Source organism: Blastomonas sp. RAC04, from assembly GCF_001713435.1.
GTDB lineage: Bacteria > Pseudomonadota > Alphaproteobacteria > Sphingomonadales > Sphingomonadaceae > Blastomonas > Blastomonas fulva.
This window is the reverse complement of sequence record NZ_CP016460.1, coordinates 3280170-3301907: the sequence shown is the minus strand read 5'-3', so window position 1 is coordinate 3301907 and position 21738 is coordinate 3280170. Positions and strand designations below refer to the sequence as shown.

The following is a 21738-nucleotide window of genomic DNA, read 5'->3' as shown; positions in this document are numbered from 1 at the left end:
GGGTGAGGGTGAATGCGCCGCGCCAGCGTTGCCGCGACGCCGCTCACCCTCATCCAACTGCGCCTAGTCGGCAAAGCCGACAAGGCTGCGTATCCTTCTCCCATCGAGGGAGAAGGTTTGGTCAGATGCCCCTCACGCACCCGCCGCCATCTCCGCTTCGACCGCGCGCCAGTCATGGCTGACGCGAGTTTCCTGGATCGCGGTGCGGGTCTCGAGCAGGCCGTTGCGGATCCAGTGCCAGGTGCGGCAACGCGAGTTGCCGTCGTCGGAGATCTGGATCATCTCGTACAGATAGAGCGAGGGGTCGCCCTGACGCTGCCAGTAGAGCATCACGGTGCGGTTGTATTCGTCGAGCCCGACCTCGGCGGCCCAGCCGACGATCAGATCATTGTCCCACCACACCCGCTTGTCGCGATAGTCTGCGGGGAATTCGCGGATTTCGGTGCGGCCGTCGGGCCAGGTGTAATGGTTGGTCTGGTGATAGGGGAAAGGCCCGTCATCGGGGAAACGGCAGAACAAGCGGCTCTGGTGCTCGTCGATCTTCTCGCCGGCGGCGTTGTAATAGGTATACACCCCGTCCCACACGCCTTCGTGGCGCGCCAGTATCGGCATGTCTTCGCGTATTCCCATGATCCTTGCTCCTTATCGGGTGTTGAGGGCTTCGCACAATGCACGCGCCGCTGTCGCGCGCAGCAGTGCGCGGTGTTCGCGTGCCAGATAGTCCGGGGTGATGTGCACAGGGTCGAACGCGATCGCCTGGGCGGCGCCGACGGCATGATGCGGCACGAAAAAGTGCCGCGCGCGCACGATCTGCCATGCGCGGATCAGGTGCGTGCCATAACGGTCGGGCGAAAGATCGGGAAACAGCAGCGCGGGATCCCCCTTCGGCGTGTCGGGAAGCCGGATATCGCCGATGCCGAAATGCCCGGCGACCGCATCGATCACCTTTTGCCAGGGCGCCCAGAGTGTCGGCGCCGCGCCCGCCCAGCCGTCGGACAGGCCATGGCCGGGCAGATCGATCGCCAGCGCGCCCGGCGGCACAGCGGCAAGCTCTTCCCCCGGCGCATGAAGACGCAGCACGCCCGCGCCAGGGTCGCCCCGCCAGTGGATCAGGCCGCAAAAATCGCCGGTGTCGATACCGACAAAGCCCGCATCGGCGGTTTGCGCGGGGGTCACCACTGCGGCCTGCAGCAACGCGCGCAGGAAATCGAGGCTGAGCGCCTGATGATCGGCTGGGGTGGCGCATTTCTGCGCACGCCAGAGCGCAGGCATATCGCCCAGCCGGTCGATATGCGTCTGCAGCGGATCGCCATCATAGGCGCTGATCAGCACCGGCGGCGTTGCCGCATCGGGCGGCGGAATGTCGCGGGCTGCGCGCAGCACCGCGCCATAGCCTGCGCGATAGGCATCGCCCGCATCGAGCATCTCGCGGACCGCCATATCGACTCGCGCGACATCGGCATGCGCGCCGGGAAGCCGTGCGGCATCGCGAACATCGAACCAGGGGAAGAACCAGCTCTGCTCGAGGATCCGGTTCCACAGCCACACCAGATGCTCGCCATAGGCCGATGGCTGGAACGGTGGCAGATAGGATTGCCCGAAGACCGCCATCTCCTGCGGAGTCCAGATGGCATAGCCGCCGATGGCAAGCCCGGTGAACCGCTCGGGATAGCGCTTGAGCGCGGTCACCAGGATGATCCCGCCCGAATGGAAGCCATAAGCCGGGCACGCCGGCAGCCCCAGCGCGTCCATCAGATCCACCAGCGCATCGGCAAAATCATTGATGTCGGCAATGTCCGGCAACGGGTCGGACTGGCCGAAACCCGGCGTATCGGGCGCGATGCAGGTGAAATGGTCGGCCCAGCGCTCCATCAACGGGGCATATTCGCCGCTGTTGCGCGGGCTCTGATGGATCATCAGCAAGGGCGGCCCACTGCCCGCCATGCGGTAATGCACGCGACGACGCTGGCCATCGGGCAGCGGCACATCGACATAGTGGCGGGTGATCCGAGTCATGCCCCAATTTGTCCGGACAAATTCATCTCGACAAGCCCTTTTTTGTTATTATGCTCTCGAATCGGAAATAAGTGGAGGAACCATGGAGATTGTCGGCACCCGGATGATCCGCGAGGACAAGACCGCAAGGCAGTTGTTCGAAGCGGTGATGGCCAATCCGGCGCGCAAAAAGTTCGGTTTTGGACAAAAGCTCGCGATCATCAATGTCGACGTGCAGCAGGCCTATACCCGGATCGACATGTTCAAGACCGCCTACGAGACCGACCCCCGCCAGATCGAACACATCAACACCATCTCGCGGCTGGCACGCGAGAAGGACATGCCGGTGATCTGGAGCCGCGTCGCCTACAAGGACGATGCCGCCGATGCAGGCGTCTGGGGCACACGCACCGACACCCCCGACAGCCTGCAGAACATCCGCTATGACAGCGAGCGCCACGCCTATGATCCGCGCTGCGAGTTCGGACCACACGACCTCCACTACACCAAGCGCATGCCCAGCGCGTTCTTCGAGACCCCGCTGGCGAGCTATCTCCAATTCCACCGCGTCGACACCGTCGTCGTCACCGGCGGCAGCACATCGGGCTGCGTCCGCGCGACTGCGGTCGATGCCTTGAGCCACGGCTATCGCACCATCGTGCCCATCGAAACCTGCGCCGACAAGCACGAGAGCTATCACTTCGCCAACCTTACCGACCTGCAGCTGAAATACGCCGATGTCGAGCCGGTGCAGACGGTGATCGACTGGCTGGAGGCGCGGTGATGGAGGCGGTGCACGGCGACCCGCAACTCTACGACTTTGCTCCCTGGCGCGGGCGCCCGAAGGTGCGCTGGCCCGGCGGCAAGAGCTGCGCCGTCTGGGTCGCGCCCAACCTTGAATATTACGAGATCGATCCGCCCGCCAATCCGCACCGCAAGAGCTGGACCAAGCCGCACCCCGATGTCGTCGGCTATGCGCACCGCGACCACGCCAACCGTGTCGGCCACTGGCGGATGGCCGAGGTGATGACCCGGCACGGCTTTCCCGGATCGGTCAGCCTGTCGGTGGCGCTATGCGATCATATTCCCGAAGTGGTCGAGGACGCCCGCCAGCGCGGGTGGGAGTTCTTCAGCCACGGCATCTACAACACCCGCTACAGCTATGGCATGGACGAGGCGCAGGAGCGCAGCATCATCGAGGACAGCATCGCGACGGTTCAGCGCGCCACCGGTCAACGGATTCGCGGCTGGCTGGCGCCTGCGCTCACCCACACACAGCGCACGCTCGATCTGATCGCCGAATATGGCCTCGATTACACCTGCGACCTCTATCACGACGATCAGCCGACCGATGTGAAGACTGCATCCGGGCGGCTGACGGCCATCCCCTACAGCCTCGAGGTCAACGACCATTATGGCTTCTTCATCTATAATATGAGCCCGCGCGATTATGCCGACACGCTGATCCGCCAGTTCGAGCGACTGGCGAAGGAAGGCGAGGCGCAAGACGGCCCCGGCGGCACGGTGATGTGCATCCCGCTGCACAGCTATCTGATCGGCCAGCCGCACCGCATCGGCCCGTTCGAGGAGGTGCTGCGGCATATTGCAGCGGACGGCCGCGCGTGGATCGCGACTGCGGGCGAGATCGTCGATGCCTGGCGGGAGCAGCAGGCATGAGGGCTATGCTGATGCAAACATTCTCTCCCTCGACGGGAGAGAATAGGCAGGCTTGGCGGCTTGCCCGCCTAGCCGAACTTAGAGAGGGTGGAGCGGTTGCACTCACCCTCTCCCGGCTGCGACTAATTCGCTTCGCTCATAAGTCTCCGCTGCCCTCTCCCGTCAAGGGAGAGGGGTTTGAAGGAGCTGTCGCATGACGCTCGACCCCAGCTATCTCGAATACCCCCACCGCCGCGTCGGGATGGACCATGATCTGTACCCCTACAGCAACCTGTTCACCCGCCCGCCTGTCGTCTGGCCCGAGGGCAAGATCGTCGCGATCTGGCCGGTGATCAGCCTCGAGTGGTTCCCGATGGTGCCCAGCGACACCCCGTTCCGCGCACCCGGGCATATGCAGACCGCATACCCCGACTATCGCCACTATACTGCGCGCGAATATGGCACGCGGATCGGGCTGTTCCGGCTGCTCGATGCCTTCGAGGCGGTGGGGGCGAAGGTTTCGGTCGCCTGCAACGCCGCGATCGCGACGCGCTACCCAGCGATCATCGAGGCGCTGCAGCAGGGCGGGCACGAGATCATCGCGCATTCGACCGACATGAACGGCACGATCGCCTCGGGCCTTTCCGAGGATGACGAACGCGCGCTGATCGCCGAGTCGCTGGACACGCTCGAACAGGCGAGCGGCACGCGCCCGCGTGGCTGGCTCTCTATCGCGCGATCTCAGTCGTTCGCCACGCCCCGGCTGCTGGCAGAGGCGGGTGTAGACTGCATGTGCGACTGGGTGAACGATGAGCTGCCCTATCGGATGACCACCGAGGCGGGCGGGATCGTCAATTTGCCGCTCAACCACGAACTGTCCGACCGCCAGATCATCAACGTCCAGCAGCAGTCGGTCGACAGCTATGCGCAGCAGATGCGCGATGCCTATGGCTGGCTGGCGACCGAAGCGGCGACGCACGGCGGGCGGATGCTGCCGCTGCACCTGACGCCTTACATCATGGGGCTTCCGTACCGCATCGATGCGTTCGAGGCATTGGTGCGCTGGCTCAGCGAGCAGCCGGGCGCGTGGTTTGCCACCGGAAGCCAACTGCTCGACCACTGGAGCGCGCAGGCATGAAGGTCATCAACCCGCGCACCGGCGAGGCGGATTACCAAATCGCGCCGCTGGATGCTGCCGCCGTGCAGGCCGAGGCAACACGGCTGCGCGCAGCACAACCGGCCTGGGCGGCGCTGGCCCCCGAAGAGCGATCGGCGATCCTGCATCTTTGGGCCGAGGCGGTGGTGGCGCACCGCCAACCTTTGCTCGAAGCGCTGACGCTCGACACCGGGCGGCGTCGGATTTCGGAGATCGAGGTCGATGGCCTTCCCGGCACGATCCGCCGATGGGCTGACCTCGCGCCCCACCTGATCGCGCAGCACAGCCGCGACAATCAGCCCAGCGCGCACCCCACCGTGCGCAACAGCACGCGGCTCGTCCCCTATCCGCTGTTCGGGGCGATCGCGCCGTGGAACTTCCCGATCGTGCTCTCGACCATCGATGCGATCCCCGCGCTCGCCGCCGGGTGCGCCGCGCTGGTGAAACCGTCCGAGGTCACCCCGCGCTTCATCGCGCCGCTGATGGAAACGGTCGCCAAGGTGCCCGAACTCGCCGCGGTGCTGAGCTTCGTCGAGGGCGATGCCGCCACCGGCCAGGCTTTGGTCGATGCGGTCGATTATGTCTGCTTCACCGGATCGGTCGCAACCGGCCGCAAGGTGGGGGAAGCTGCAGCGCGCGCCTTCATACCCGCCAATCTGGAACTGGGCGGCAAGGATCCGATGATCGTTCTCGCCAGCGCGGATCCGGTGCAGGCGGCCAACCTCGCCCTGCGCGCCAGCATCGTTGCGACCGGACAGGCGTGCCAGTCGATCGAGCGGATCTATGTCGCACGCACGATCTACCAGCCGTTCCTCGATGCACTGGTCGAGGCGGCACAGAAGGTGCGGCTCAATTATCCTGATATCGCGATGGGCGACATTGGCCCGTTCATCTTCGGTCCTCAGGGGGCGAAGGTGCAGGCGCAGATCGACGAGGCGGTGGCGATGGGGGCGAAGGTGCTCACCGGTGGCAGCGTCGAGACCCTGGGCGGCGGCCGGTATTTGAGGCCAACGGTCATCGCCGATGCGACATCGGACATGGGCGTCGTGCGCGACGAGACCTTCGGCCCGGTGCTGCCCGTGATCGCGTTCGATGACGTCGAGGATGCGATTCAACAGGCCAATGACAGCGTCTACGGCCTGTCCGCCGCTGTTATCGCTGCCACCGCCGAGGAGGCGGAAAGCGTCGCCGTGCGGCTGGAAGCGGGCGCGGTGTCGATCAACGACGGATCGATGACATCGATGGTCTGGGATGCGGAGAACAGCTCGTTCAAGCTTTCCGGCATGGGTCCTTCGCGCATGGGGGAGAGCGGGCTGCTGCGCTTCTTCCGGCTACAGGCGCTGATCCGCCAGACCGGCGCGCCGCTGCCGCTCGCCGCTTATGCAGAGGACGCCCCGCGATGAGAGATACGCTCGCCAAGGCCATGCCCGCCCTGTTCGCGCACGAAGGGCTGTGGGACGGGGTGTACCGCCATCTCGATGCCGATAGCCAGTTGATCGACCAGCACCGCATGCGCACCCGCTGCGAATTTCCCGCAAGTGGCGAGTTCGCTTATGTCCAGCACAACCACCTGATCTGGCCCGACGGCCGCGAGAACCGGCTGAGCTTCGGCGGCATCTTGCGCAATGGCCGATTGTGGTGGGACACCGACCGCTTCCATGGCCATGGCTGGGAAACGCTCGACAACGTGCTGATGCTGACGCTGCACCGCAAGGACGAACCCGGTATGCGCTTCACCGAGATGATCCAGATTTCCGATGATGGCGAATCGCGCGCGCGCACCTGGCAATGGTTTCGCGATGGCACGCCGTTCAGGCGGACCTTGTGTGACGAACGGCGCGTTTCGCGCGATCCGGAGGCTGTTCTATGATTACCCCCCTGATGATGATGGCTGCCGCCACCGATGGCACCTCGACCACCGCACCGCCGTGTGATTCTCCGGTGGTGATGGTGATCGCCGGGCCCACGCACGACCGCGAGCGCATGGCCGCTTATGGCAAGGCGATCGCCGACAGCAAATTGTACGAGAAACTGGGCGGCTATTACATCAACATCCCCCGTCCGCTCGCGACCTTCGAGGGCACGCCGCCTGCGGGCTACACCGTGCTGATGGTGCGTTTCCCCTGCCTTGCCAACGCGCAGGCGTTCTGGAACTCGAAGGAGTATCAGGACAAGATCAAGCCGCTGCGACTCGATCCATCGGCGGGGGATTACACCGTCACCGTCTATCCCGAAGCCCCGCTGCGCGCGGATCTGGTCGGCAAGGTCGGCGACAATGGTTATACCGCCGGTTTCGATCGATCAGGAATAGAACAGTCGAACGGCAAATAACGTCAGCGGTTGCGCAGACCCAGCCGGTCGTCGTCATCCACGAGCGTGAGCCGTCCATCCCAATCCCACAGAATGAGGTTGAGCGCGTCCACCGGGGCACCACGCGCATAGCTCGGGACGATGATCCCGGCATGGCCTTTCGCAACTGCGGCGTCTGCCAGATCCTGCGTCGGGACCGGCTTGCCCGCCAGCATCCGGTCACGCCAGGCGGGGTCGGAAAGATCTGCTGGTGTCATGCCGAACGGATTGAGGGCACTCTCGTCGCGGCCATCGAGCAGTGGCCCGATATCGGCTTGATAGGCGACCAGGGTTACGGGCTGAAGCGTGCCGACCTGATTGGCCTCGCGCAACGCGGTCTCCGGAGCAAGCGAGGTGTAGAGCGCGGGCCGACCGATCCGGTTGAAGCGTCCACCAAAGCGCGCGGCCCCCTCCCCCGATAGCGGCGCGCGCGACCAGACGGGATTGTGGGCGCGGTAGAGCAGCCCGGCAAAATGCATGGGATCAGGCGTGGATGCCGGCGTCGACGGCATCGATATAGGTCAGCACGTCGTCTGCCCGGTTGCCCTGCACCAGTTGCATCGCCGTCTGTCCCGAAAAGCCGGGGAGCGGCTCCGAGCGATACCAGGCATAGGCGAGCAGCGCCGAGCCGAACCGCGGCTCCACCTTGTTGAGCACCTCGACCATCTGGCGAATGCGGCGCTGGGTGCGATCAGAGGCGATCCGGTCCTTGCGCTGGATCGCATCCTTGCCCAGCCCGAGCGACCGCGCGAGCTCGTCGCTGGTGGTGCGCAAAGCCTCGACGATCTTGCGCGGGGCGAACGCGCCATGTTCGGCATAGTTCTGGATTGCCATACGACTACTCCACAAATCCTGACGCAATATAGCGTCAAAATCTGCGGCAATCAAGTCACGGCTGGTTACCGCTCCAGTTCGACCAGCTCGTACCGCGCCAGCATGCCACCGTCGATGGCACCATAGACGAATACCGAATCGGCATCCGCGGTGACCCACATGTCGTAGGTCGGGTGGGTGTTGCCGCCCATGCCCGGGCCAAGATCGTCGATATAGCGGTAGTGGCGGCAGGCGAAGGTGCCGGCTTCCACCGTCTTTTCCTCCTCGCCGACATATTCGAGGCCGATCAGCACCTCGGCGATCAGCGGCGGGGTGGCGCCGCGATGGTCGGGCGAGGGCAGGAAGCAGCGGACATTGCGCCGGTGCGGGCCCTTGCTCACATCCATCACCCGGGTCATGAAGCCATCGCCTGCGATCGGGTGCGTGCCGAAGCCATCGAAATGACCGCCCACCGCGACCCGCTGTGACACCCGCCCGATCGACGGCCCGAAGCTTTCGCACTCGATCACGCCAGCGGCGGCATCGTGGCGCATCCAGCCCGACCCCATGAACGCATCGCCCACAGTCAGGTGGACGTGCAGATGTTCAGGCACCATGTCGGGACCGATGCCATAGACGATATCGCGCAGCACCTTGGGATCGGGCTCCTCGATCTCACAGCGCGCGCGCATGATCGTGCGGCCATCGGAGTGGTGGGTGAAGCTGAACCATTCGCGTCCGCGCTCCTGGTCCATGATGTGCGGTTTCTTGCTGGTGTAGCGGATCTTGCCGCTGACGGTGCGGTGCTGCATCACAGGTCCTTCAGTTCGCGGCTCAGCTCTTCGACCGGCTTGTCGTCGGCCTGCATCGCCTCCATCATCTGCTGCGGCCCACGCATGACCCGCGCGATATATTCGCGGATCATAGCGGCGCGCTCATAACCGGCCTCACGATCGGGCCTGTAGCCTTCGATATCGGCGCGGCTGATCGTGCCCCTGGCGTCGAGCAGGCGCTCGATCGTGTCCATCCGCTCGCGCATCACCGACACCTCGCCGATCACCGCCATCAGCATCGAAAGCATCTTTTCCTTGTCGGGATCACCCAGAAAATCGGGGCGCTTGCCCTTGGCGCGCGCATTGGCGCGGGTCATCCAGTCAACGGGTTCGGTCATTCTAACCTCCGAAGGGTCCGGTCCCCTGCGAAGGCAGGGGCCCATCTCCCGAGCTTGCGTATCGATGCACCGGTGCGTCAGCGGCACCGGAAGGAGATGGGCCCCCGCCTCTACGGGGGACCGGGAAACTTATTCCGGCCGTCCGCCCTTCCACGCGCCGTAAGCGTGCCAGACCGCGGCGCGGCCGTGATCCTCTTCCTTCTCGTCGCCCGCCGAAGGGAAGATTTCGGTATCGACCACCGCGCGCACGCCGGTGACGAACAGGTCGCTTTCGGCAAAGCCCGACTGCTGCATGATCGTCTTGAGGTCGAGCGCATGCATCGCCGACCAGAACGGCTCGTTGTTGTTGAACGCATCCCAGTCGCGGATGAACTGCTCGTAGAGCGGCATTGCGTCCGAATATTGCGGCTGTTCCAGATGCAGCATCAGCCCGCCGGGTTTGAGCACGCGAAAGCCCTCGCGGATGATGCGCGGCAGCGCGGTGCCGCTGGTCTCGTGCAGGAACATCGTCGTCTGCACCCAGTCGAAGCTCTCGTCCGACCAGCGCGACAGATCCTCGGCATTGGCCTGGACGAAACGGATGTTGGTCGCGCCCAAGGACTGCGCGCGGGCATGCGCATACCGCAGCGAGGGCGCGGCGGTATCGATCGCGATGATCTCGCTTGTCGGAAAGGCGAGCGCCAGGGGCACGATGTTGTGCCCGACGGTGCAACCGATATCGAGGATGCGCTGCGGCTGCCAGCCGGGGCGTTGCTCGCGCGCCCATTTGACCAGAGCCTGGCCGCCGCCATCCGAAAGCGCGCCCAGACCGCCTGCGGTGGTCGCGAAGATGCCGCAGTCGTAATTCGCGCCGGCGGAAACATCGCCGGGGATTTCCTCGCCATGATAGCTGCCGGGCATGCAATGGATGTCGATCGCGCTCTGGTAGCGCGGGACGGCGACCGTGGGATCGAGCTCGAGCGTGTCGCGCCCCTCGTTATACTGGCGCGCCTTAGCGTTCAGCTCGTCAAGCTGGCGCAGGACCATTGCGCGGCCGTTCTGCTGGCGCATCTCCATGCTGTTGCGCTTGAGCGCCGACCAGAAGCGGTGGTGCGGATCGCGATTCATCGCATGGCGGATCTCGAACCGGTCCTTGGGCTCGCGGCCGTGCTCGGCGACAAAGCCGGGCAGCACGCGGGTGTCGTACGCCTGCTTGTTGCCGGGGCCCAGAGTGCCCGAAAGGTACTTGTTGAGGTTGGCGAGAAAGTCGAACCGCGCCGCCTCGTCGTGGCTGGGCTGCGGCGACACGCCGTGCAGCGCCACTGCGGTATAGGGCGGTGCGACATCGAATTGGTGCGTCATATCAGTCCCTCTTTGATCATCCGCTCGATCACCTGCTCCTGCACGCGCTTGAAATAGTCGCGGTCGGGCACTTTCACCGCACCGCCCTCGAGCATGCCATCGGCCGGATGACGCACGGTGCCATAGGCCGCCGCGAACAGCTCGAGCCGCTGGCGCGCGAGATAGTTGGTCATGCCCGGGGTGCGCCGCGCGGTGCGCAGCGCATTAAGATCGATATCGGCAAAGGCGGTGAAGGTCTCGCCGCTGTTCGATTCGGCGACCACCCGGCCCTTCCAGTCGACGATCTGGCTGTTGCCGTCGGCGCTCGCGAGCGGGAGGCCGGTGCCTTCGATGCCTGCGGTGTTGGCCGAGACGACATAAGCGAGGTTCTCGAACGCGCGCGCGCGCTTGGCGATCGCCTTGTTGGTATCGATCGGCGATCCGATCTCGGACGAGGAGTGCAGGAAGATCTCGGCGCCGCGCAGCGCGTGCGCGCGGGCGATCTCGGGATAGAGAATTTCTTCGGACGCGATCGCGGCCATGTTGCCGATCTCGGTGCGCGCCACCGGGAACACCCCGTCGATGCCATAGACGTCGAGATACTTCGCCCACACATCGTGCGGGGTCGGCGCAAACATCGAGTTCAATCGCCGGTAACGCAGCACGACATCGCCCGAAGGCGCAATCAGGAAGCTCGCCTGGAAATAGAGCCCCGGAAAATTGGGATCGACCTCATAGGCATTGCCCGCGAGGAACAGCTTGAGGTTCTGCGCGACCTTGCCCAGCGCCTCGTATTCCTCACCCTGCATCTCGAACGCGGCGAGCGCGGCGAAATCGGGGATCGAGATGCGGCCGGGATAGCTGGTAAAGAGATATTCGGGAAGCACCGCGAGCTTCACCGGATGCCCGCCATATTGCTCGATGAAGATGCGTGCGGATCGGATCTTGGTCTCGACCTCGCCGATCATGCCAAGGATCTGCGATCGCGCCGCACCGCGATCGGGCGCGCGCTCGACCGAGCGGGCGGCAAGCTGCATCGCGACCGCGGCATAAGGCGCATCAACCGTCATGGACGGTGCCTCCTTGGCCAGCGCAGGGTCGAACGGCAGCGCGCCTGCGATCATCGCGGCCAGAACCATGCGGCGTTCGAGTTCCATCGGCGTTCATTCCAGTCCCAGGCTCCCCGGGTTCATCAACCCCTTGGGGTCCACCGCCCGCTTCAGGGCGCTGAGAATATCCCATGCGGCAGGATCAAGCGAGGCCTTCAGCGGATAGGTGCGCGCGATCTGCAGATGCGTGGCCTCGAGCGAGCGGAAGATCGCGATGATCCCTGCACGCAGCTCCGCCACCAGCGCGCGCGCCTCGGGGCCTTCGGGAAAGCCCTTGAGCTTTTTGAGGTGATCGGGCTCGACCGCCGCGCGGTGCAGCGGGTTCATCGCATCGGGCCAGAAGAACACCGGCTCGATCAGGCAGGCCGAGCGGCTGACCGCGGCCAGCATCGCGCCCGCATTGACATCGAGCCGGGTCATGGCATCGGCGTTTTCGGCATACAGCGCCTCGATCCGCTCCCAGGCCTCGACCAGCCGCGAGTGCGGCAGGAAGCCGTGCACCGGAACCCAGCGCTCGCCATCGGGGCCGAGCATCGAATTGGGCGGCGGGAACGGGTTGGCGCGCAGGATCTTGGGGATCGAGTTCTCGATTGCCGTGCCGCCATAAGCGGCGACGATCTTCCCGATCTCGGTCATCTCGGCATCGACCGCTTGGCTGTGGCGCCCCTCGGCGATGGTGTGCAGCGAGAAGGGCACGTCCTTCAGGAACGAGCGCCCGGCGGTGACAACCTTGGCGCCTTCCTTGAGCGCTTTCCAGGCAGAGCCCTGCGACTTCATCATGTTGAGCAGCGACTTGGCGTCCTTGGCCAGACTGTCGCGCTTCATCCGCTGCGATTGCAGATAGGGATCGAAGGCGAAGCTTTCCGCAGCCAGCCCCTCGCGCGCGATCTCGCTCATGGATCCCAGCAGGCCTGCGTGATCGGGCAGCGAGAACGAGCCATAGGCAAAGGCGGTCGCCTCGCGCACCAGCCGCAGCGTCACCCGCGCCTTGACCCCGAACGCGCCGGTGTCGGCGGCAAACAGCCCGGTGATATCCGGACCGAAGGGGCGGAAGAAATCGCTGCCGGTGCTGACGATACGGCCATCGGCGAGCACGACGTCGAAGCTCAAGGCGCTGTCGACCACCGATCCGTTGCGTGCGCCCCAGAAGGTGCCGTTCTGGCTCATCCCCCCGCCGACCGCCGCGCGCAGACCCGAAAGCGTCCCCCAGCTCGGGCAGCGCAGGCCCATGGGTTTGAGCGTATCGTGCAGCTTGGCCCAGGTGCAGCCCGCCTCCACCGTCACGGTCATGTCGACAGGGTTGATGGCGATGATGGCATCAAGCGCGGAGGTATCGACCAGCACGAAATCGCCATCCGAATAGATATAGCCGCCGGTATAGCTCATCCCGCCGCCGCGCGGGACGATGGCAAGGCCCTGGCCCGTCGCCGCCGCCACGCCGCGCGCCAGCTGCTCGACCGTCGCTGGGCGCAGCACCGCAAGCGGCTGCCGCCCGGTGGAATAGACATCGTGCGCAAAGAAATCGCGCGTCGCCGCGTCGGTCAGCACTGCGTCTGCGCCGGCGGCAGCCACCAACGCATCGACCGCACCTGAGCCGGTTTCAACCATGGTTGCCATCACGCAGTCTCCGTCTCAGGGGTGGCTTTCGGCGCAATCCCCGCCGGGGCCTCGCTCAGCACCGGATAGCGACCCAGCAGCATCAGCAGCGCGCCGCCGATGATGTATCCGAAGATCGCGATAAACAGGATCTGGTCATAGCTGCCGGTCGAATCGCGCACCGAGGAATAGATGATCGGCGAGATCGCCGAGAACACGCCGAACGGCATGTAGAGCATGCCGTAGATCTTGCCGTAATGCGCCATGCCGAAATAGCGGCCGGTGAGGTACGCGATCAGATCGCTCTCGGCGCCTGCGGCAAAGCCCAGCAGGAAACCTGCCAGCGCCGCCAGCGTGAAGCCGGGCGCGGGGTCGAGCAGGATCCAGCTCGACAGCGCGGGCAGGCACAGCAGCGGAAACGCCACGAACCCCGCCCAGAAGCGGTCGAGCAGCAGCCCGGTGATGATCCGCCCGCTCAATATGCCCAGCCCCAGGATCCCCATCACCGAGGCCGCGCCCTGCGCCGGGATGCCCCGGTCGGCGAGCATCGCGGGCATGTTGATGAATGCGCCGCCGAAGGTCAGCGCGATGAACAGGATCGATGCCCAGATCAGCCAGAAGCGATAGTCGCGCAGCGCCTCGCCCAGCGTCACGCCAGTCAGGCCGCCGCTGGCCGACTTGATTCCCTGCGGCTGCTCCTCCGGCCGGGGCTCGCGGAACAGCCAGATGCACACCGGCAGCGCGACAAGCAAAGGCAGCATGCCCACTATGCCAAACATCGCGCGCCAGCCATGCGCCTCGATTGCCCAGACCGCGAGCTTGGGGACTGTGAGCGCTGCAAGGCTGGTGCCCAGCAGCAACAGCCCCAGCGCCAGCCCGCGGCTCTTGTAGAACCACATGTTGATCGCGCGGCTCCACGTCACCGGGGTCGACCCGATGCCGACCAGCCCGACCAGCAACCACAAAAGATAATAGGCCCACAAGACCGGCGGGGTCAGCGCCAGCGCGGCAAAGGTGACGCCGAAGCCGAACAGCGACCACAAGGCGATCCGCCGCACGCCATAGGTATCGGCCAGCCAGCCGAACACCGGCGCGAGCAGCGCTGCGACGACACCGAAGATGGTGATCGGGGTGAGGATCTGGGTGGTGGTCCAGCCGAATTCCTGGGCCAGCGGCGCGATGGTGAAGCCGATGACGTTGAACGGGATAGGCGAGGCGCCGCAGGCGACCCCGATGACGCCTGCAAACAGCACCTTCCAGCCCAGCGCGAATTCGCCGCGCGCAGCAGGAGCGCCGGAATGCGGGGCGCCGCCTGTCGCCAGATCGTCTGCCTTAGTTGCCAACGCCGTGCTCCCGTCCGTCGCTTTGCCCGAAGGCTATCATGGAATTCGAGCCTAGGCGAACGGCGAGCATCGCGTGCGGACACGCGATGCTCCATCCGCCAGACGGCCAAAACGAGGGCCTAGAAATTGTAGCGCGCACGCACCGTCCACATCATCGGCTGGTTGAGATAGCTGTAGTTCGACAGCGAGGACTGGATGAACTCCTCGTTGAAGCAGTTGGTGCACTCCACCGCGAGCTGCCAGCGATCCTCGGGCCCGTTGAGCGCGAGCCCCGCATTGATCAGCCAGGCCGCCGGGCTTTCCGATCCGGTGATGAACGCGCCATCGCCGAACGGGTTGGCAGGCGTGGTGCGGCCACCGCGGGTGACCGCCTGGTTGTAAATCGACAGGTTGGCGATCGCGACTTCCTGGCGCGAACGATAGCTGGCGTTGACCGAGGGGACCAAGGTCAGCCCGCTGTCGCCCAGCGGCGCCTTGTAGCTGCCGCCCAGCGCCAGCGACCAGTCGGGCGTGCGCACCGGGGTTGCGATGGTGCCGTTGGCGGTGACGATCCCGGCGGCGCAGGCAGGCGCGTTGTTGACCGGGGTTCCGGCCGGCGCAGAGTTGGCGCTGGCGGGAATCTGCCCTGCCGCCAGCTGCGCCCGGCACGCCGCAAGCTGCGCCTGGACGTTCTGGATGCCGAACGCATCGTTTCCGGCGGGGGCGTTGGGAACGCGGTAATTATCGTCCTGATAGCCGACATTTGCATAGAGCGTCAGCCCGGTGACCGGGGCTACGGTCAGCTCGGCCTCGATGCCCTTGTTGCGGTAATCGGCAAAGTTGCGGGTGAGGAAGGTGATCGCCCCGGTGGCCGGATTGAGCAGACCGGCGAGAATCTGCAGGTCGCTGACATCCATCCAGAACGCGGTGACGTTGGCGCGCACCTTGTTGTCGAAGAACTCGCTCTTGAAGCCGGCTTCATAGCTCCAAACCCGTTCCTCGTCGAAGGGCAGGAACTGGCTGGGCGCGGTGGCACGCGCGTTCCAGCCGCCCGACTTGAAGCCCTTGGTCGCCGAGGCGAACAGCAGGATGTCATCGCTGGGCTTGTAGTTGAGCGCAAAGCGCGGTGTCCAGATCTTGACGTTCTGGCTGCGCGGGATGGCCACGCCATTGGCCGCGCGCAGATTGACATTGGCCATGCACGTCGCCTCGACCGTGCCGTCGTTGCACGAGGCGCGGTTGTCGGCGATCGAGACGTTCTTGGTCTCGTCGGTATAGCGGACGCCTGCGGTCAGCTTGAGCTGATCGGTGATGTTGAAATCGGCCTGGACGTATCCGGCATAGGCCTTGGTGGTGTTGCGGATGATGCGATCGCCCAGCAGCAGCGAGACCGCAGGCGAGATCGAGAACACGTCCCCCAGATCGGTGCGGTTGCGCTCGTCGATGTAGAAAAAGCCCGCGACATAATCGACCAGGCCGTTCCCGAAGCTGCCGTCGAGTTTGATTTCCTGGGTGAACTGCTGGTGCTGGCCATCGTTGAGGATGGTGAAGCCGCCGCGCGCATAACGCTGGATGGTGGGAAACGGCACGCTCGCCGAGGGGCCGCCGCGGCCATCGAAGAAGTCGAGCGCGAACTGCTGGGTCAGGCTGACATAGCCGGTGATCAGGCTGAGCGTGGTGTTGTCGGCGATGTCGAACGCGAGGTTCGAGGTGATGAGGTCGGTCACCGCCTGCTGCCCCAGGCCATAGCCCGACTTGCGTCCCGAAATCGCCAGCGGCGCATAGGGGGTTGCCGATGCGGGAGTCTCGCGCAGCCCGGTGGTGGCGAAACGGCCGCTGCAATCGGCGGGGTTGGCCGGGTTGCAGGTGAAGTTGAGGATGTTCTCGCCCTCCGACACCATATGCGCATAGCTGGCGCGCCAGCGGGCCCAGGGGGCAAGCTCGCCGCGGATGCCCAGCCTGACGCCCCAGCCATCGTCATCGTTCAACCGATCGCCGGTGGAGACGTTTTTCACATAGCCATCGTCATCCTGCCAGTATCCCGACAGCTTGACCGCGAAGCTGTCCGCCAGCGGCAGATCGATCGATCCGCGCACCAGCTTGCGGTCGAACCGGCCATAGCCGACCTCGCCATAGCCGCCGATGGTGTCGCCGGGTTCTGCCATGATGACGTTAATCGCGCCGCCGGTGGTGTTGCGGCCGAACAGCGTGCCCTGCGGCCCGCGCAGCACCTCGACCCGCGCGACATCGAACAGCGCAAGGTTGTTGGCGTTCTGGCGCGAGAGGTAGATGTCGTCGACATAGGTGCCAACCGGCGGATCGAAGGTCGCGATCGTCTCGGTCGAGCCAAGGCCGCGCAGGAAGTAGGCGTTGGCCGAACCGATGCCGGTGTTGTTCTGCGCAACCAGGTTGGGAACATACTGGCCCAACTGCAGCGTGTTGGACACGCCCTGGTCGCGCAGCTGGTCGGCGGTGAACGCGCTGATCGCGATCGGCACGTCCTGCACGCTTTCCTGTCGGCGCTGGGCAGTGACGATGATCTCGCTCAACCCCTGCTGGGTTTCCGATTCGCTCGTCCCTGCCTGATCGGCGTTCTGGGCATAGGCCGGGGATGCAAGTGCGACCGCGATCGCTGAGGCAGCAGTTGCCAAACGTAGATTGATCATCGTGAAACTCCCTGAAAGCCGGTTGGTATCGATCCGCCTGACATTCATTTTTTTCTTGCAAATTGTCCGGACAAATCTGCAATGTCAATCGGCTTTATGGAAGATTCTGGCGGGAGACGCTCATTGGCATGGTCTGAAATTGCGTACCCATCGCTGGTCTATGTGCATCTGTTGCTGTTCGTGTTGTGGCTGGGGGCGGATGTCGGGGTGTTTCTGCTGGGCCAGCATTTCCGCAAACGGCACGATTATTCGCTCGACCAGAGGCTGGCGCTGCTCAAGCTGCTGGTGCTGGTCGACATGACCCCGCGCAGCGCCTGGGCGTTGATGGTGCCGGTATCGCTTTCCGTCCTGAAGATGGGCGGATGGTGGGATCTGCCGTTTGCGCTGCTGGCGGCGGCCTGGGTGATCGGCGGGGTGTGGCTGTGGCTGGTGTGGGATGCACACGCCCACGACCAGACCCCGCGCGCGGGGCGCGACCGGCGCTACGAGAACGCCCTGAAATACGCGCTCACCGCCTTCTATCTGTGGCTTGGCGCCCAGTCGCTGCTCACCGGCGCGCCGCTGGCGCCGGGCTGGCTCGCGTGGAAGGCGCTGTTGTTCGGGGCGATCTTCGTCGCCGCGATCGGCATCGATGTGTCGTTCAAGCCGGTCGGTCCGCAGCTGATGCGGCTGCTTTCCGAAGGGTCGAGCGACGCCACCGAAGTCCCGCTGCGCCGGACGATGGACCGCACCCGGATCTGGGTCATGGCGATCTACATCCTGCTCGTCGTCACCTCGTGGCTGGGGGCGGTCAAGCCCGGCCTCTAGCACGCCGCCCCGGGTGCCGCCCGAGCGCCCGGCGGTGTCGTATTCAAGCAACACAGACCCGCCAATTCGCCTGGCGAACAAAATTTGTCTGGACAACTTGGCGATCTTGAGGTGTTCTGCACCGCCTAAGGGAGACAAAAAACCACTTTAGGGGGATTCACATGACACACAGGTTCAAGGCGTCCTTGCTCGCAGTTTCCGCGCTCACCAGCGTGCCCGCCATGGCCCAGCAGGAAGCCGACCCTGCCAGAGGGGCCAGTGACGATGTGATCATCGTGACCGCGCGCAAGACCGAAGAGACGCTGCAGGAGGCGCCAACCACGGTTTCGGTGGTCACCGCTGCGGCGATCGACCGGCTCGGCCTCGACAACCTCACCGATATTGCCAAGACCGTCCCCGGCCTCGTGTTCGACGACACTTTCGGCCGCGATGCCAACCGCCCGGTAATCCGCGGCCAGGCCAACATTCTGGGCCAGTCGGGCGTCGCCTTCTTCATCGACGGCATCTATTATTCGGGCTCGCTCGCCGATTACGACGTCGACACGGTCGAACGCTTCGAAGTGGTCAAGGGCCCGCAATCGGCCCTGTATGGCCGCAACACCTATTCGGGCGCGATCAACCTCATCTCCAAGGTGCCGGGCGATACCTGGACCGGCCGGGTGCAGGCCGACATCGCCGAGGACGACCGTTATGAGGTGACCGCCAATGTCCGCGGACCGCTGGCGCCAGGCCTGGGCATCGCGCTCGGCGGCCGGGTGCTCGACAATGCCGGCGCCTTCCGCAACGCCTTTGACGGCACCAAGATCGGCAAGCAGCAGAGCTATTCGGGATTCGGGCTGTTGCAGTTCAATAATGGCGGCCCCTTCCGCGCCTCGCTGCGCGCCAACTACAACGTCCTCGACGATGGCCAGCCCGCGATCTTCGCGCAGCCGGCCAACGCCAACAACTGCTTCCCCGACAACAGCGCTTTGTATCGCGGCCAGAGCCGCTATTTCTGCGGCACCATCCAGCCGCAGCAGGTCAACACCGATTACCGCCGCCAGTTCGTCGATCCGGAAAATGTCGGGCTTGAGTCCAAGACGCTCAATGCAGCGTTCCGGATGGATTTCGACTTTACCGACGAGCTGACGCTGACCAGCCTCACCGGCTATAACCGCCGCACCGCCAACACCAAGACCGACGGCGATTATTCGCCCAACAGCTTCAACATGGTGATTTTCGCTTATGGCGCGACCGGTCCTGCGCCTGCCCCCATCGTTCCGCCGCGCACCACCCGGTTCACCGCCTTTGCAACATCGGTGCAGGATTTCACCTTCTCCAACCGCCAGGTGACCGACGACTGGTCGCAGGAACTGCGCCTCGCCTATGAGGGCGAGCGGATCCAGCTGATGCTGGGCGGCTATTATTTCGATCAGAGCGATGTATCGCGCGACACCCGCATAGTGCCGCCGGGGTCGCTGGCGCGGGCGCAGGCCAATTCGGCTGCGGCGACCGCATCCTTGTGCGCGCAGCTGCCAACCTGCGGCATCTTCACGCCGATCAACGTGACCGCCGCCAACCTGCCCGAATCGCGGAACATCAACCAGTTCGATATCGAGAACAAGGCGATCTTCGGCTCGGCCACCTTCGACATCACCGATACCCTCTCGTTCTCGGCAGAGGGCCGCTATGCCGAGGAGCAGATCCGCCAGACCACCTTCACCTTCAACAACGGCCAGGCGCTGCCCGCCCCGCGCGTGGTGCAGGCGACGTTCAAGGAATTCACCCCGCGCTTCACGCTGAGCTGGCAGGCCTCGCGCGACAACCTGTTCTATGCCGTCTATGCCGAGGGCCAGAAGCCCGGCGGCTTCAACAGCAATCAGGCGATCCTGGCGGGCTTTCCGACCTTCGATCCGGAAGACAACAAGACCTATGAAATCGGTACCAAGAACACCTTTTTCGACGGCAAGCTGACCGCGAACCTGGCGCTCTACCACACCGAGGTGAAGGGCTATCAGATCACCCAGAACGTCTCTGTGCCACCCAACCAGGTCTCGCTGACCCGCAACGGCGGCAATGCGCGGGTCAACGGCGCCGAGCTCGAGCTGCTGATCCGGCCGGTGCGCAATTTCACCGTCACCGCCAACTACAGCTATGTGAACGCCAAGTTCACCGCCGGAACCGACGAGAATCTGGGCCTGATCAACGATCTGATCGACGACCGGCTGGCCAACTGCTCGACCGGGGACCAGTTCCCCAACATTGCAGGCTGCCAGTCGCTATTCGGATCGATCCGCGGCAAGCGCGTTCCGCGCGCGCCTGCGCACACCATGTTCGTCGATGTCGATTACCGCAGGCCGGTCAGCAGCGAGTGGGACTTCTTCGTCGGCAGCAACGTCAACATGGTCTCGACCAGCTTCGACCAGGTGCTGAACTTTGCCGAAACCGGCGGATCGGTGGTGGTCGATGCCCGGCTGGGCTTCCAGAGCGACCGCTTCCGCGTGATGGCCTATGCCCGCAACCTGTTCGACGAGGATTCGGTGGCGCAGATCATCCGCTATGCCGATGCCAATGCCGACCTGCGCCGCAACTTCATCGCAGGGCTTCGCCCGCCGCGGCGCATCGGCATCATCCTGACCGCCAGCTTCTGATCTTCCGCAACGCCTGCGCCCTCCCGTTCAACCGGGAGGGCCACAATTAACCCCCGGAACCGCAAGGCTCCGGGGGTCTTTTTTGGTCAGTCAAGCCGCTCCCCCGGACGGGGAGGGGCTTTGACTTGCCTCAGTGCGATGCCGCAGGCTTGGTGCCGTCCTTCGCCCGCTTGGCGTCGATCTTCTTCTTGAACACCGTCCATGTCGTCTCATTGGGGCGGGCATCATCGACCGGCGGGGCGGCGGTGTATTCGGGATAATAGGTCGCGATTTCCTGCTTCATCACCTCAGGCAGCTCGTCGAAGCTCTTGAGCTTCACCCCCATTGCATTGAACACCATCTGGCCCTGGCGGCCTTCCATCATCATCCAGGGCATCCAGTCGGAAATGCGCACCCAGGCGACCGTGGGGTTGACCGAGGCGACCTTGGTGTCGAGCGTCGATGCGGGCATCGAGAAATCGAAGATCTCCATCGCGTGGTACTTGTTGCCGACATAGTCCTGATAGTCGCCCGCCAGCGGGTTGACGTAATAGAGTGGCGCCTCGAAGCCCATCAGCAGCATGTCGCCCATGCGGGTGAGCGCGATCGAATAGGGCTTGCCGTCGGCGCCGATCGGGAAGCTGGGGCGCGAGTTCACCGGATCGTTGGCGATGTGCATCACCTCGACGGTCTTGCCGGTATAGGGGTTCTGCCATTGGCGCAGCACCTCGCCGGTCTTGGGGTCGAGATACAAGGTGATCTCGCGGCTGACCATGCGATAGCCGGTGCCGCGCTGGGCATCGGTCACCGTCACGCACTGGCGGATGTTCATCCCTTCCATGTTGAACAGGTGCTTGTCGGGCTCGCCATCGCGGCGGCTGAAAATCTTGCCGGCCCAGCGATATACCGCGGGCACGTTGTCCTTTACGCCGCACTGGGTGCGCTTCATGATCTCCAGCGCGTCTTCGGGTTTGGCAGGGTCGAGCGTGCGGGCTTCAGCCGGGGCGCTCAAGGGAATTGCCGCCAGCAGGGCAGCCAGAGTGTGTGTGCCGATACGCATAATGTCCAAGTCCCTCCATGTTTATTGCCATTTGTTCTTGACTTTAGATTTGTCCGGACAAATTGTGAAGGGGTAAATCGCATTCTGGCAAAGGGGTTCCGGGAAAAAT

The 21738-nt window shown here is 64.5% G+C and carries 20 protein-coding genes; 8 read left to right on the top strand and 12 right to left on the bottom strand.

From position 1 onward, the window contains the following. Window positions 1-132: 132 nt before the first annotated feature. Both BSY18_RS16365 and BSY18_RS16360 read right to left on the bottom strand, forming a co-directional pair. Window positions 133-630 carry a hypothetical protein gene (locus tag BSY18_RS16365; RefSeq protein ID WP_054136534.1) on the bottom strand — a complete coding sequence of 166 codons (498 nt, stop codon included), beginning with the start codon at window positions 628-630 and terminating at the stop codon, window positions 133-135. A 12-nt stretch (window positions 631-642) separates the two neighbouring features. Next, window positions 643-2016 (bottom strand): alpha/beta fold hydrolase, encoded by a 1374-nt coding sequence (locus BSY18_RS16360; RefSeq protein WP_069051215.1) that lies wholly within the window; start codon window positions 2014-2016, stop codon window positions 643-645. An 82-nt stretch (window positions 2017-2098) separates the two neighbouring features. On the opposite strand from BSY18_RS16360, the gene BSY18_RS16355 reads away from it, so the two are divergent. From BSY18_RS16355 to BSY18_RS16330, 6 genes are all read left to right on the top strand, one after another. After that, window positions 2099-2779 carry an isochorismatase family protein gene (locus tag BSY18_RS16355; RefSeq protein ID WP_069051214.1) on the top strand — a complete coding sequence of 227 codons (681 nt, stop codon included), beginning with the start codon at window positions 2099-2101 and terminating at the stop codon, window positions 2777-2779. After that, the gene (locus BSY18_RS16350; RefSeq protein ID WP_069051213.1) at window positions 2779-3672 is read left to right on the top strand and encodes a polysaccharide deacetylase family protein; all 894 of its coding nucleotides are present in this window, start codon (window positions 2779-2781) and stop codon (window positions 3670-3672) included. Before BSY18_RS16355 ends, BSY18_RS16350 begins: the two co-directional genes overlap by 1 nt. A gap of 193 nt (window positions 3673-3865) precedes the next feature. Continuing rightward, window positions 3866-4789: a polysaccharide deacetylase family protein gene (locus BSY18_RS16345; RefSeq protein ID WP_069051212.1), complete on the top strand. Its 924-nt coding sequence runs from the start codon at window positions 3866-3868 to the stop codon at window positions 4787-4789. Next, window positions 4786-6210, top strand: a complete 1425-nt coding sequence (locus tag BSY18_RS16340) for an aldehyde dehydrogenase family protein (RefSeq protein ID WP_069051211.1) — start codon at window positions 4786-4788, stop codon at window positions 6208-6210. The genes BSY18_RS16345 and BSY18_RS16340 overlap by 4 nt, the downstream gene beginning before the upstream one ends. Further along, window positions 6207-6677: a hypothetical protein gene (locus BSY18_RS16335; protein WP_069051210.1), complete on the top strand. Its 471-nt coding sequence runs from the start codon at window positions 6207-6209 to the stop codon at window positions 6675-6677. The genes BSY18_RS16340 and BSY18_RS16335 overlap by 4 nt, the downstream gene beginning before the upstream one ends. Continuing rightward, a complete protein-coding gene (locus BSY18_RS16330; protein WP_069051209.1) occupies window positions 6674-7138 on the top strand; it encodes a DUF1330 domain-containing protein in 465 nt (154 codons plus the stop codon). Before BSY18_RS16335 ends, BSY18_RS16330 begins: the two co-directional genes overlap by 4 nt. A 2-nt stretch (window positions 7139-7140) precedes the next feature. Here BSY18_RS16330 and BSY18_RS16325 read toward each other — a convergent pair whose 3' ends face one another. The 9 genes from BSY18_RS16325 to BSY18_RS16285 form a co-directional block, all read right to left on the bottom strand. After that, on the bottom strand, window positions 7141-7635 hold the full coding sequence (locus tag BSY18_RS16325) for an RES family NAD+ phosphorylase (RefSeq protein WP_069051208.1): 495 nt from the start codon (window positions 7633-7635) through the stop codon (window positions 7141-7143). Window positions 7636-7639: 4 nt separating this feature from the next. Beyond that, the gene (locus BSY18_RS16320) at window positions 7640-7990 is read right to left on the bottom strand and encodes an antitoxin Xre/MbcA/ParS toxin-binding domain-containing protein (protein ID WP_054136542.1); all 351 of its coding nucleotides are present in this window, start codon (window positions 7988-7990) and stop codon (window positions 7640-7642) included. 65 nt (window positions 7991-8055) lie between these two features. After that, window positions 8056-8781, bottom strand: a complete 726-nt coding sequence (locus BSY18_RS16315; RefSeq protein ID WP_069051207.1) for a hypothetical protein — start codon at window positions 8779-8781, stop codon at window positions 8056-8058. Continuing rightward, entirely contained in the window at window positions 8781-9140 is a 360-nt protein-coding gene (locus tag BSY18_RS16310; RefSeq protein WP_054136544.1) for a hypothetical protein, read from the bottom strand. Before BSY18_RS16310 ends, BSY18_RS16315 begins: the two co-directional genes overlap by 1 nt. A 129-nt stretch (window positions 9141-9269) precedes the next feature. After that, window positions 9270-10481 (bottom strand): class I SAM-dependent methyltransferase, encoded by a 1212-nt coding sequence (locus tag BSY18_RS16305; RefSeq protein WP_069051206.1) that lies wholly within the window; start codon window positions 10479-10481, stop codon window positions 9270-9272. Next, entirely contained in the window at window positions 10478-11617 is a 1140-nt protein-coding gene (locus BSY18_RS16300) for a nitrilase-related carbon-nitrogen hydrolase (protein ID WP_083231526.1), read from the bottom strand. Before BSY18_RS16300 ends, BSY18_RS16305 begins: the two co-directional genes overlap by 4 nt. Window positions 11618-11623: 6 nt before the next feature. Then, window positions 11624-13186, bottom strand: coding sequence for an FAD-binding oxidoreductase (locus BSY18_RS16295; RefSeq protein ID WP_069051205.1), 1563 nt, complete (start codon window positions 13184-13186; stop codon window positions 11624-11626). Beyond that, window positions 13186-14508 (bottom strand): MFS transporter, encoded by a 1323-nt coding sequence (locus tag BSY18_RS16290; protein ID WP_069051204.1) that lies wholly within the window; start codon window positions 14506-14508, stop codon window positions 13186-13188. The genes BSY18_RS16295 and BSY18_RS16290 overlap by 1 nt, the downstream gene beginning before the upstream one ends. Window positions 14509-14627: 119 nt before the next feature. Further along, window positions 14628-17153, bottom strand: a complete 2526-nt coding sequence (locus BSY18_RS16285; protein ID WP_236823390.1) for a TonB-dependent receptor — start codon at window positions 17151-17153, stop codon at window positions 14628-14630. A gap of 123 nt (window positions 17154-17276) precedes the next feature. Here BSY18_RS16285 and BSY18_RS16280 point away from each other — a divergent pair, with 123 nt between their 5' ends. Together BSY18_RS16280 and BSY18_RS16275 are read left to right on the top strand one after the other, a co-directional pair. Then, window positions 17277-17960 carry a hypothetical protein gene (locus tag BSY18_RS16280; RefSeq protein WP_069051203.1) on the top strand — a complete coding sequence of 228 codons (684 nt, stop codon included), beginning with the start codon at window positions 17277-17279 and terminating at the stop codon, window positions 17958-17960. A gap of 161 nt (window positions 17961-18121) precedes the next feature. Beyond that, the gene (locus BSY18_RS16275) at window positions 18122-20590 is read left to right on the top strand and encodes a TonB-dependent receptor (protein ID WP_083231524.1); all 2469 of its coding nucleotides are present in this window, start codon (window positions 18122-18124) and stop codon (window positions 20588-20590) included. A 130-nt stretch (window positions 20591-20720) separates the two neighbouring features. Here BSY18_RS16275 and BSY18_RS16270 read toward each other — a convergent pair whose 3' ends face one another. Continuing rightward, window positions 20721-21629, bottom strand: coding sequence for a DUF1838 family protein (locus BSY18_RS16270; RefSeq protein WP_069051201.1), 909 nt, complete (start codon window positions 21627-21629; stop codon window positions 20721-20723). Window positions 21630-21738: the final 109 nt, after the last annotated feature.

Excerpts from the sequence above, each read along its gene's own strand:
- BSY18_RS16365 (WP_054136534.1), bottom strand. The coding sequence starts at position 630 with ATGGGAATACGCGAAGACATGCCGATACTGGCGCGCCACGAAGGCGTG.
- BSY18_RS16360 (WP_069051215.1), bottom strand. The coding sequence starts at position 2,016 with ATGACTCGGATCACCCGCCACTATGTCGATGTGCCGCTGCCCGATGGC.
- BSY18_RS16355 (WP_069051214.1), top strand. The coding sequence starts at position 2,099 with ATGGAGATTGTCGGCACCCGGATGATCCGCGAGGACAAGACCGCAAGG.
- BSY18_RS16350 (WP_069051213.1), top strand. The coding sequence starts at position 2,779 with ATGGAGGCGGTGCACGGCGACCCGCAACTCTACGACTTTGCTCCCTGG.
- BSY18_RS16345 (WP_069051212.1), top strand. The coding sequence starts at position 3,866 with ATGACGCTCGACCCCAGCTATCTCGAATACCCCCACCGCCGCGTCGGG.
- BSY18_RS16340 (WP_069051211.1), top strand. The coding sequence starts at position 4,786 with ATGAAGGTCATCAACCCGCGCACCGGCGAGGCGGATTACCAAATCGCG.
- BSY18_RS16335 (WP_069051210.1), top strand. The coding sequence starts at position 6,207 with ATGAGAGATACGCTCGCCAAGGCCATGCCCGCCCTGTTCGCGCACGAA.
- BSY18_RS16330 (WP_069051209.1), top strand. The coding sequence starts at position 6,674 with ATGATTACCCCCCTGATGATGATGGCTGCCGCCACCGATGGCACCTCG.
- BSY18_RS16325 (WP_069051208.1), bottom strand. The coding sequence starts at position 7,635 with ATGCATTTTGCCGGGCTGCTCTACCGCGCCCACAATCCCGTCTGGTCG.
- BSY18_RS16320 (WP_054136542.1), bottom strand. The coding sequence starts at position 7,990 with ATGGCAATCCAGAACTATGCCGAACATGGCGCGTTCGCCCCGCGCAAG.
- BSY18_RS16315 (WP_069051207.1), bottom strand. The coding sequence starts at position 8,781 with ATGCAGCACCGCACCGTCAGCGGCAAGATCCGCTACACCAGCAAGAAA.
- BSY18_RS16310 (WP_054136544.1), bottom strand. The coding sequence starts at position 9,140 with ATGACCGAACCCGTTGACTGGATGACCCGCGCCAATGCGCGCGCCAAG.
- BSY18_RS16305 (WP_069051206.1), bottom strand. The coding sequence starts at position 10,481 with ATGACGCACCAATTCGATGTCGCACCGCCCTATACCGCAGTGGCGCTG.
- BSY18_RS16300 (WP_083231526.1), bottom strand. The coding sequence starts at position 11,617 with ATGGAACTCGAACGCCGCATGGTTCTGGCCGCGATGATCGCAGGCGCG.
- BSY18_RS16295 (WP_069051205.1), bottom strand. The coding sequence starts at position 13,186 with ATGGCAACCATGGTTGAAACCGGCTCAGGTGCGGTCGATGCGTTGGTG.
- BSY18_RS16285 (WP_236823390.1), bottom strand. The coding sequence starts at position 17,153 with ATGATCAATCTACGTTTGGCAACTGCTGCCTCAGCGATCGCGGTCGCA.
- BSY18_RS16275 (WP_083231524.1), top strand. The coding sequence starts at position 18,122 with ATGACACACAGGTTCAAGGCGTCCTTGCTCGCAGTTTCCGCGCTCACC.
- BSY18_RS16270 (WP_069051201.1), bottom strand. The coding sequence starts at position 21,629 with ATGCGTATCGGCACACACACTCTGGCTGCCCTGCTGGCGGCAATTCCC.